The sequence below is a fragment of the Paracoccus sp. BR5-17 genome (assembly GCF_055693925.1).
This window is the reverse complement of the sequence record NZ_JBVFUV010000003.1, coordinates 1-10,000: the sequence shown is the minus strand read 5'-3', so window position 1 is coordinate 10,000 and position 10,000 is coordinate 1. Positions and strand designations below refer to the sequence as shown.

The window sequence follows — 10,000 nt, the reverse complement described above, 5'->3', positions numbered from 1 at the left end:
GCGGTTCCTGGAAACAGCCCTCCACAAGACCGTACCCGAAACCGACACAGGTGGACTGGTAGAGAATACCAAGGCGCTTGAGAGAACCACATTTAAGGAACTCGGCAAAATACCTCCGTAAGTTCGCGAGAAGGAGGCCCGATTGGTGCGCAAGCATCGGTCGGGGGCACAAACCAGGGGGTGGCGACTGTTTACTAAAAACACAGGGCTCTGCGAAGCCGCAAGGCGACGTATAGGGTCTGACGCCTGCCCGGTGCCGGAAGGTTAAAAGGAGAGGTGCAAGCCTTGAATTGAAGCCCCGGTAAACGGCGGCCGTAACTATAACGGTCCTAAGGTAGCGAAATTCCTTGTCGGGTAAGTTCCGACCTGCACGAATGGCGTAACGACTTCCCCGCTGTCTCAAATGTGGACTCAGCGAAATTGAACTGTCTGTGAAGATGCAGACTTCCCGCGGTTAGACGGAAAGACCCCATGCACCTTTACTCCAACTTCGCACTGGCATCAGGATTGCGATGTGCAGGATAGGCGGTAGGCTTTGAAGCGGGGACGCCAGTTCCCGTGGAGCCGCCCTTGAGATACCGCCCTTCGCTGTTCTGATGTCTAACCGCGGCCCGTCATCCGGGTCCGGGACCCTGCGTGGTGGGGAGTTTGACTGGGGCGGTCGCCTCCCAAACAGTAACGGAGGCGCGCGAAGGTTGGCTCAGAGCGGTCGGAAATCGCTCGTTGAGTGCAATGGCAGAAGCCAGCCTGACTGCAAGACTGACACGTCGAGCAGAGTCGAAAGACGGCCATAGTGATCCGGTGGTCCCGAGTGGAAGGGCCATCGCTCAACGGATAAAAGGTACGCTGGGGATAACAGGCTGATGATGCCCAAGAGTCCATATCGACGGCATCGTTTGGCACCTCGATGTCGGCTCATCTCATCCTGGGGCTGGAGCAGGTCCCAAGGGTATGGCTGTTCGCCATTTAAAGAGGTACGTGAGCTGGGTTTAGAACGTCGTGAGACAGTTCGGTCCCTATCTGCCGTGGGTGTTGGAGACTTGAGAGGAGTTGCCCCTAGTACGAGAGGACCGGGGTGAACGTTCCACTGGTGGACCTGTTGTCGTGCCAACGGCAGTGCAGGGTAGCTATGAACGGACAGGATAAACGCTGAAGGCATCTAAGCGTGAAGCCCCCCTCGAAACAAGGTCTCCCTTGAGAGCCGTGGAAGACCACCACGTCGATAGGCCGGAGGTGTAAGCGTGGCAACACGTTCAGCTGACCGGTACTAATGGCTCGATAGGCTTGATTTGATCCGGAAGAAGGCAGACCCTTCCTCCCCGCATCCTTGGACAACACCATCCCGCACACCCCCAAAAGGGCGCGCGGGACAACGCTGAGCGTGTCTTTCCCGGTCTGGTGGCTACAGCCGCGAGCAAAACACCCGATCCCATCCCGAACTCGGCCGTTAAGTGCCGCGGCGCCGATGGTACTGCGTCTCAAGACGTGGGAGAGTAGGTCACCGCCAGACCTGGAAAGACACGCAACCCTCTCTGAAACGAGCCCGCCAAACATCCCTGCCGCGGGGTAGAGCAGCCCGGTAGCTCGTCAGGCTCATAACCTGAAGGCCGCAGGTTCAAATCCTGCCCCCGCAACCAGAATATTCGCGTTATAAAACGCTTAAGCGCCGCCCTCCGGGGCGGCGTTTGCGTTCCAACGCTCGTGGAAGCACTGTGGAAGCAAGAGGGGCCGAAGTCCTTCGCACTCTAGCTTCCTCCTCCTGCGCTTGAATCAGTGCTACGCTGGTTGCCTTCCCGTCGCGCGAGCCACGGCGAGGGGACGAGATCATCTATGAACATCGTGACTTGCTATTCGACACCTTCCAGGTCGAACCACGAAACATTTTACTAGCTTGCGAACCCCAAGGGCGAACTGTCACGTGGCGAGCAGAAGAGCCTGCAGACCGACCGCGTCATCCTGGTTCCTGGCCCCGAGGAGGAGCAGCGGGTCGTCCAGCGCATGTACGAGATGTTCGTGAACGAGGGGCGTGCCGAGCGCGAGATTGCGGAGCTCCTGAACGCCGAAGGACATCGCACCGATCTCGGCAGGCTGTGGACCCGGGCAGCCTCGCGGGCGCGGGTCGCGATGGCTTCGGCGTCGGGTGCCTCGGGCTTGGGGGCCTTCGGCTGGCTGCGCGTCTCTGCCGCGCGCGCCTGCGCCTCGGGTGCGTCAGTCTTGTCGTCAGGCATGGTGATCTCCTCGGTCGCTGCCGTGTCGGGGGTGTCGTCGGCCGGGGCGGCCGGGGTCGTCTTGTCGGTCATCGGGGATGCTCCTTCGCTGGTTTCGGCGTCCCGGCGATGGAGGACGCAGTCGTGATGTTCGCCCTTGGCGCGAAAGCCCGCGGCGGGATCGGCGCCGACCGGCACGGCCGAAATTTCGAACGGGGTCCAGTCGACCGCGCGCCAAAGCTCGCGCCCGCCATCGGGCTTGGAGATGTCGAAGCGGTGGACCTGGTAGCCGATCGAGACGGCGCGGATGTGCCCGGCCTGAATGTCGCGCCAGATCGGCTCGACGTCGGCACGCTCGCTGATCCGCACCTGCGCGATGCCGCGACCGTTCTCGATCCGGGCCGAGCCGGGCACGACCGAGCCGATGACGGCGTCGAGCGTGTCGATCTCGTGCACCTTCAGGAAGGGCGCGCCCGCGTTCAGCCGGTCGAGCCGGACATGGGAGGGATCAAGGCTCAGTTCCTCGTCATAGGGTTCACCGAAGAAACTGGCGCGACGAACGCGAGCGCCTGCCGACCAGATCACTTCGACGGTGCGCGCGTCATTGTCGACGCTGTTCGGCGCAAGCTCCGCCGACCGGCGCAGGGCCGGCAGTTCGATCATTGTATCCATGGGGTCAGTCCTGTTGGTCGGCCTGCGCCGGGGTGGTTTCCGGATCGGCGGGGGCTGTCGGGTCGCCCGCCTGCGCGCTGCCGGTCTTGGTGACGCGGCGCGGGTCGCTGTCGAGCACGAGGCCGAGGTCGTCGAGCTTCGCGTTGGTCGCCGCGATCTCTGCCAGCACCGCGTCGGGGTTGCCGAGTTGGGCCGCATCCTCGCCGCAGGCGTCGTTCGCCTGAATGCCGGGAAGTCCAGTTCTTTATCGCCCGCCGACGGAGACAGTTCCGTGGACTACCCGCCCCGAAAGAGCGGTGGTCGTCGCAGGAAACGCATCCGCATCGGAGGAATTGATGAAGCATCACAGTAAGATAATGCCGCCCAAGCCCGGGCAGGACGGATAGTGCCCCAGGGCATGGTGTATGAGCGCCGACCCCCGGAAAGATTAGGGTTCGATCAGGATGCCACGGCGGGCAGCCTGACGTTGGGATTGTCGGTGACGCGGGCGAGCGTTTCAAGGCTCATATAGCGCCGGGCGACGGTCCACTCGTCGTTTGTCTCGAGCATCAGCGCGCCGACGAGACGAATGACTGCATCATCGTTCGGAAAGATGCCGATCACGTCAGCGCGTCGCTTCACCTCGCGGTTCACCCGTTCCAGTGGATTTGTGCTGGCGATCTGAGCCCAGTGTTCGCGGGGGAAGGACATGTAGGCCAGCACGTCGTCACGGGAGGCGTCCATCAGGGCGCCCAGCTTCGACTGCTTCTCACGCAACGCATCCGCGACGATATCCCACTGCTTTTCCGCCTCGGCCTTGGTTTGCCTCGAGCGAAGATCGTCTTCAGCATCGCCGCCATGGCGGTGCGGCTCTTGGCTGGAGCATGGGCCAAGGCGTTGCGCATCCAATGAACCCGGCATCTCTGGTGGGTTGCGTTGAAGACCCGGCGCGCGGCGGCCCGCAGACCCTTGTGGTCGTCGGCGATTACCAGCTTCACGCCGCGCAAACCGCGGTCGGCTAAGGAGCGCAGGAACTTCATCCAGAACGCCTCGGCCTCAGAGAGGCCAGTCGCGACCCCCAGCACCTCGCGCTTGCCATCCTCGTTCACGGCGACAGCGATTATCACGGCATGGCTGACAATCCGCCCGCCTTCGCGCACCTTCAGGTAGGTCGCGTCGAGCCACAGGTAGGGCCAAGCGCCCTCCAACGGACGGCTCAGGAACGCATTCACCCGCTCGTCGATCTCGGCGCAGAGGCGGCTGACCTGGCTTTTGGACATGCCGCCTGCGCCCATGGCCTTGACCAGGTCGTCGACCGAGCGGGTTGAGACACCGTGAACATAGGCTTCCTGGATCACCGCCACCAAGGCCTTCTCGGCTGTGCGGCGCGGTTCCAGAAAGCTGGGAAAGTAGCTGCCCTTCCGGAGCTTCGGGATCTCCAGCGTGATCCGCCCGGCACGGGTGTCCCAATCGCGGTCACGGTATCCGTTGCGCTGAACCTCCCGCAGGGGCGTTCGCGCCCCCTTGGCAGCCCCTGTCCGCGCCTCAACTTCGGCTTCCATGATCCGCTCGGCCGCAAAGGCCAGCATCTCGCGCACGAGATCGCCATCAGCCTGCTTCTCAACCAGCTCGATTAGCGCCATTCTGTCATTGGTCATCGTCGTCTCCATTCCAGGTTTCAGGTCTTGCAACCCAAACCTACTCCGAAGATCGGCGATGACCGCCAGCGTTACCTACGGCCGCGCGCTGCGCTACGCCAAAGGCTCCGCGCGCGGCCTCCTACACCACCACATGGGACACAGCCGCAGGACGCGCGCCTGGACCAAAGCGTCCTGTCGCGCATCGCCGCGTTCAAGGCCATGTCGGTGAAAGAGTTGAAGACCGAATGGGAACGGCTTCTCGGCAGCGCCGCACCGAACAACAGCCGCGCCTTTCTCGAGTCCCGCATCGCCTATCGCCTGCAGGAACTGACCTATGGCGGGCCGGACCAGGAGACCCGTCGCATGCTGGACCTGCTTGCCGACGAGGTCGAGGGCGTCTCCCGCCGCAAGAACCAGATCGCAGATCCCCGCAATCCGGTGGCGGGCACCCGGCTGATCCGGGAATGGAACGGGGTCGAGCACACCATCACCGTGCTGAAGGACGGTTTTGAGTGGCAGGGCCGCAAGTACAAATCCCTTTCGGGCATCGCCCGTGAGATCACCGGCGTGCGCTGGAACGGCTATCGCTTCTTCGGGCTGCAGGTCCGACCGCGGGAGGTTTGACCATGGACATGAACACGCGCCCCGGCCGCCGCCTGCGCTGCGCCATTTACACCCGCAAGTCGAGCGAGGAAGGGCTCGACATGGAATTCAACAGCCTCGACGCCCAGCGGGAGGCCTGCGAGGCCTATATCGCCAGCCAGAAATCCGAGGGCTGGGTCGCCACCCGCGACCGCTATGACGACGGCGGCTTCTCGGGCGGCAACCTGGACCGGCCGGGGCTGAAGCAGCTGCTGGCCGACATCGACGACGGGCTGATCGACGTGGTCGTGGTCTACAAGATCGACCGTCTGAGCCGTGCGCTGATGGATTTCTCGAGGCTGGTCGAGGTCTTCGACCGCAACGGCGTCACCTTCGTCTCGGTCACGCAATCCTTCAACACGACCACCTCGATGGGGCGGCTGACGCTGAACATCCTGCTCAGCTTCGCCCAGTTCGAACGCGAGGTCATCGGCGAACGCATCCGCGACAAGGTTGCCGCCTCGCGCAAGCGCGGGATCTGGATGGGGGGCTATGTGCCGCTCGGCTACGATGTGCAGGACCGCAAGCTGGTGATCAACGAGACCGAGGCCGCCTCGGTGCGCCGGATCTTCGACCGGTTCGTCGAACTCGGCTCGGCCACGATGTTGGCGAAGGAACTGCGGCGGGAGGGGTTTCGCAGCAAGCAGGGCACGCTGATCGACAAGGGTTACCTCTATCGGGTGCTCCGCAATCGCGTCTATCGCGGCGAGGCCGTCCACAAGGGCAAGGCCTATCCCGGCGAACACGACGCCATCGTCACCGACAAGGTCTGGGATCAGGTCGATGCCATCCTGCAGGGCAACCGCCACGCCCGCTCCAGCAACAGCCGCATGCAGACGCCAGCGCCGCTGAAGGGCCTGATCTTCACCGACACCGGCGCGGCGATGACCCCGACCGCGACCAAGAAACGCGGCAAGCTCTACCGCTATTACGTGTCGATGGACGTGATCAAGAACCGCACGACGGAGGACGACAGCGGCGGCGATCAAGCACCGGTCCGCCTGCCTGCGGGCATGGTCGAGGACGCCATCGTCACCGAGGTCCGGCGCATTCTACAGACGCCCGAGGTGGTCACGCAGGTGTTGGCGGCGCTGAAGCGCGATCAGGTGTCCGAGGCCGAGGCCATTGCGGCGCTGCATGATTTCAACACCCTCTGGGCGCAGCTGTTTCCGCTCGAGCAGGCGCGGATCATCCAACTTCTGGTCCGGCGCGTCACCGTCACCGCCGCCGGGCTGGAGGTCGACATCCGGCGCGAAGGCGTCGCGGGCGTCATCCGCGAGATGATCGCCCCACGCGACATGGAGGCCGCCGAATGACCCGAAGCAATGACACGATCCGCGTGCTGATCCCCCTGAAGCTGCGCAAGAAGAACGGGCGGCCCAAGATCATGCCGCCCGCCGACTACAGCCCGAGCGAGGATCAGACGCAGGACCCGCACATCCTACGCGCCATCGGCCGGGCATGGGGCTGGCGGCGGCGCATGGAGGCAGGCGAGTTCGCCACGATCCAGGAACTGGCCGAGGCCGTCGGTCTGGCCGAACGCCACGTCAGCCGCCAGCTGCGCCTCGCCTATCTGGCGCCAGAGGTGCTCAAACGCCTGACCTGCGGCCGCGAAGCATCGGCGGTCAGCCTCTATGATATGTGTTTTCTGGCGGCAGAACTTTGGGGGGAGCAGGCCGAGCGGGCGTTTCGGTGAAAATACGGCGTACACCAACACCAGGCCCTAATGCCACCACGGCACTTTGACCCAGTTTGTCCGAAGAAAGGTCTGAAAGTTCAGCCTTGGGCCCGCACGTAGCTGGAGAGCTGGCGATCGAAGGCCTGTGACGCAGGACTGTTAGTGGAAGCACCAGCGGTTACGTTGCTGACCACTCTAAGCAGACCTTCACTTAGGGTGAACGATCCCGACGGCTGAGAGGGCTGCGAGCAAGCCGTTGATTTTTCGTTGCTTTCCTGCGCCATGTCGATATCTCCCCGTGACTCGTTTTCTCTATACCCTGAACTTCTTGACATGAGCAAGCAACACATTTCTGATGGCAAAGTCGCGATTATCCACATTTTATCCACAGGCCATCAATGTCGCCCAACCCTTCATCACAACCCGAACTTATCTTTGGCCTGGTTGGCCCCATCGGCACCGACATGAACTCTGTTCAGATTGCTTTGGAAGCCTCATTGCGCAGTGTGGGTTACACGCCTCACGTTATCCACCTCACCAAAGTTGTTCCTGCGGCACTACCCCACCTCACTTCACCGGTGACCTATGACGAGAAGATACAATTCGTAAACGAGCTCTGTGAGAAGACTAAAAAAAGGACATCCTCGCTCGGTTTGCTATTCTTGAAATCTGCAATATTCGTCAGAAAATCAACGAAAATCACGAAATTCCAGACGCGCCAAATCTTCCCGTCCCTGGCACGGCCTACATAATCAGACAGCTCAAGCGAGAGGAAGAAGTTGAATTTCTACGATCCATTTATGGTCGTAGATTTATTCAAGTTTCCGCTATCGTTGACCATCATACACAAATAAAGTCTGTCGAGTCCATTATAAACGGCGAAAGGCCTGACCTTCACGGCTCAGAGCTGAGAAAGAAAGTTGATGAGTTAATAGATACCGATCAAGAGGAGGGCGACAACGAGTATGGACAGCGGCTTTCTCGAACTTTTCAGTACGGAGATTTCTTTGTTGACGCGAGCCACACTCAAACACTAAGCCAGCAAACCAATCGCTTCATTCGAGCCTTATTCGGCGCAACGGAAATTAGCCCAACCATTGACGAATTCGGGAGCTATTTAGCAAAAGCGGCCGCCATAAGAACGGTTGATCTTAGCCGGCAAGTCGGCGCTGCAATTTTGACGAATAGTGGAGACGTGATCTCATTGGGGTGCAATGAGGTACCCCGAGCAGGGGGCGGAAATTATTGGGCCTCGGACATTAATCCTCAACGTGACATCGATAGAAAGTTCGACGCCAACAAGCTCGCTACAAACCAAATAATCAGTGATTTCGTTAAAGCCATCGACAAGCACGGCTCACTTAAAATGAGCTCCGAAGAATTGCTCGCAGATGGAGAGTTCCAAAAATTACTCAAGAAAAGCTTGGTATCTGATATTACAGAATTTGGTCGAATGACTCACGCGGAAATGTCGGCGCTAATGGATGCGGTCCGATTGGGACGATCCGTAAATGGCTCGACTATTTATGTGACAACTTACCCTTGCCACAATTGTGCAAAACACCTCATTGCGTCTGGTGTCAAACGAATCGTGTACATCGAGCCATACCCCAAGAGCCGAGCCATGGCTCTCCATGACGACGCTATAACCGTCGACCAACAGTCGGTCGACAAAGTTATACTCAGCCACTTTCACGGAATTGCTCCCAAAAGATATCGCGACATTTTCGAGAAGGGTGGCAGAAAGAACAGAGATGGTCGCGCAAAGGTATGGTACGAAGATGAGCCAAAACCTCTCGTTGGCGACAGATTTTCCATGCACGTACTCTTTGAGCCGGAAGTCGTGCGCCAGCTCGCCGAAACCTTGAGTGGAATTAATCCGCAGTAGTCATTATGGATAATTTTAAACCTTAACGAAAGTAGTGGAAGTATTCTTTCAGAACGCGGCTGTCAATTTTGACTGCCCCTATCATTCTACAATTTGCCGCACATCAAGGGCCTCAATGAAAACTCGCCTGGAAGGACGTCGCGGTCAGCGAGACATGCGCGTCCAGCGGCGGGTGCAGCTCGAACGCCTTGGGCTCGCGGGCGAAGTTCCACAGGCGGAACAGGGACCATTCCGACCGCCGCCCCTCGGCCATAGCCAGCTCGTTGCGGCTGATGTGGAACGGCGTACGCTCCCAGCCGTTTGTCGTCTTCACCTCGATCAGGCGCGGACTTCCATCCAGCGCGAAGCTGGCAATATCGTAGCCGGCTCCGTCGCCATCCTCCTCCGACACCCACCGGACATTCCGCGCAAGGTCGTCGCGGCCTGCTGATTTCAGGGTAGCACGTTCGTGCGCCAGGACGCGCTCCTCACCGGCACGGCCGAGGGCGCGGTTTCGCTCGTCTCTCGCCGCGACATCGAATTTGCGGGCGATGTGCAGCATCTGCTCCAGTTCCTGCGGCGGCGGCTGGTTCGACAGCGTGGGCGGTGGCCCGATCCAGATCGGCGCAGCGTCGGCCAGACCGGTCGGCGGTCGCGCAGCAGGATGGCGGCCGAGCCAGGCCGGGTTCAGTGCCAGCCAGCGCGCCACGGCATCCACCAGCGCCATCTGGAAATTGAAGGCAGGCTTGTAGCCCGGGATCCAGTCCTCACCCAGCCCCTTCAGCACGGCGCTGATGTTCTGGTGCTTGAACTCGACCGATCCCTCGGACCGATCGTTCAACAGCGGCAGAAGCCCGCGCCGGTGCTCGGCCTTGTTGTAGGGACGACCAGAGACGTCGTCGGCCAGCATCGCGAAGTAATCCGCGACGATCAGGTCGTTCTCTTGATCAGTCCAGGCCCCATTTGACATTGCGCCAGGCTAGGGCCGGAAACTGCGTTTGTCATCAGAGACTTCGCGCAAAACTCCCAAGACATACCAACGACCACGCCGCCCGTGTCGCGTCGCCATCTGTTTTGAGACAAGCCGAACCCAGCGAAACAGGGGCGCAGCGCGACCTCGTCAGATTACTGAAATATATGGGGATTTTGAATCCGTCTCGCCGGGAGCGAAGGGCGGGTGGAAAGAGACGCTGGGCGTTCGGAGACCGGTCTCGCGCGGCTGGCCAGTCTCCGAAGGGCGGATGGTCTCTGCAAACCCCTTTGGCACATAAAGAAAAAGGCCCCGCGAGGGACCTGTTTTCGGGTTTGCAATGTG

The 10,000-nt window shown here is 60.7% G+C and carries 6 protein-coding genes, 1 tRNA gene, 2 rRNA genes and 2 pseudogenes (1 of these 11 cut by a window edge); 8 read left to right on the top strand and 3 right to left on the bottom strand.

Going from position 1 to position 10,000, the window contains the following annotated elements:
- The 4 genes and pseudogenes from ACZ1HC_RS01165 to ACZ1HC_RS01150 form a co-directional block, all read left to right on the top strand.
- Nucleotides 1-1,292 (top strand): 23S ribosomal RNA (locus ACZ1HC_RS01165) (it extends 1,542 nt beyond the left edge of the window).
- 102 nt (nucleotides 1,293-1,394) lie between these two features.
- A 5S ribosomal RNA gene (gene rrf / locus ACZ1HC_RS01160) occupies nucleotides 1,395-1,510 on the top strand.
- Between the two features lie 50 nt (nucleotides 1,511-1,560).
- Nucleotides 1,561-1,637, top strand: a tRNA-Met gene (locus tag ACZ1HC_RS01155).
- Nucleotides 1,638-1,896: 259 nt separating this feature from the next.
- Nucleotides 1,897-2,103, top strand: a pseudogene (locus ACZ1HC_RS01150) (recombinase family protein); the annotation flags it as partial.
- Nucleotides 2,104-2,883: 780 nt separating this feature from the next.
- On the opposite strand, the gene ACZ1HC_RS01145 reads toward ACZ1HC_RS01150, so the two are convergent.
- Together ACZ1HC_RS01145 and ACZ1HC_RS01140 are read right to left on the bottom strand one after the other, a co-directional pair.
- Entirely contained in the window at nucleotides 2,884-3,048 is a 165-nt protein-coding gene (locus ACZ1HC_RS01145; protein WP_472698390.1) for a hypothetical protein, read from the bottom strand.
- A 269-nt stretch (nucleotides 3,049-3,317) separates the two neighbouring features.
- Nucleotides 3,318-4,516: pseudogene (locus ACZ1HC_RS01140) on the bottom strand (IS256 family transposase).
- A gap of 159 nt (nucleotides 4,517-4,675) precedes the next feature.
- On the opposite strand from ACZ1HC_RS01140, the gene ACZ1HC_RS01135 reads away from it, so the two are divergent.
- From ACZ1HC_RS01135 to ACZ1HC_RS01120, 4 genes are all read left to right on the top strand, one after another.
- Nucleotides 4,676-5,122: a DUF2924 domain-containing protein gene (locus ACZ1HC_RS01135; protein WP_472700745.1), complete on the top strand. Its 447-nt coding sequence runs from the start codon at nucleotides 4,676-4,678 to the stop codon at nucleotides 5,120-5,122.
- A 2-nt stretch (nucleotides 5,123-5,124) separates the two neighbouring features.
- On the top strand, nucleotides 5,125-6,456 hold the full coding sequence (locus ACZ1HC_RS01130) for a recombinase family protein (RefSeq protein ID WP_472698389.1): 1,332 nt from the start codon (nucleotides 5,125-5,127) through the stop codon (nucleotides 6,454-6,456).
- The gene (locus ACZ1HC_RS01125) at nucleotides 6,453-6,836 is read left to right on the top strand and encodes a hypothetical protein (RefSeq protein ID WP_472698388.1); all 384 of its coding nucleotides are present in this window, start codon (nucleotides 6,453-6,455) and stop codon (nucleotides 6,834-6,836) included. Before ACZ1HC_RS01130 ends, ACZ1HC_RS01125 begins: the two co-directional genes overlap by 4 nt.
- 622 nt (nucleotides 6,837-7,458) lie before the next feature.
- Complete coding sequence (locus tag ACZ1HC_RS01120; protein WP_472700744.1) at nucleotides 7,459-8,706, top strand: deaminase; 1,248 nt, start codon at nucleotides 7,459-7,461, stop codon at nucleotides 8,704-8,706.
- Between the two features lie 112 nt (nucleotides 8,707-8,818).
- Here the strand turns inward: ACZ1HC_RS01120 and ACZ1HC_RS01115 are convergent, their stop codons facing one another.
- A complete protein-coding gene (locus ACZ1HC_RS01115; protein ID WP_472698387.1) occupies nucleotides 8,819-9,655 on the bottom strand; it encodes a protein NO VEIN domain-containing protein in 837 nt (278 codons plus the stop codon).
- Nucleotides 9,656-10,000: the final 345 nt, after the last annotated feature.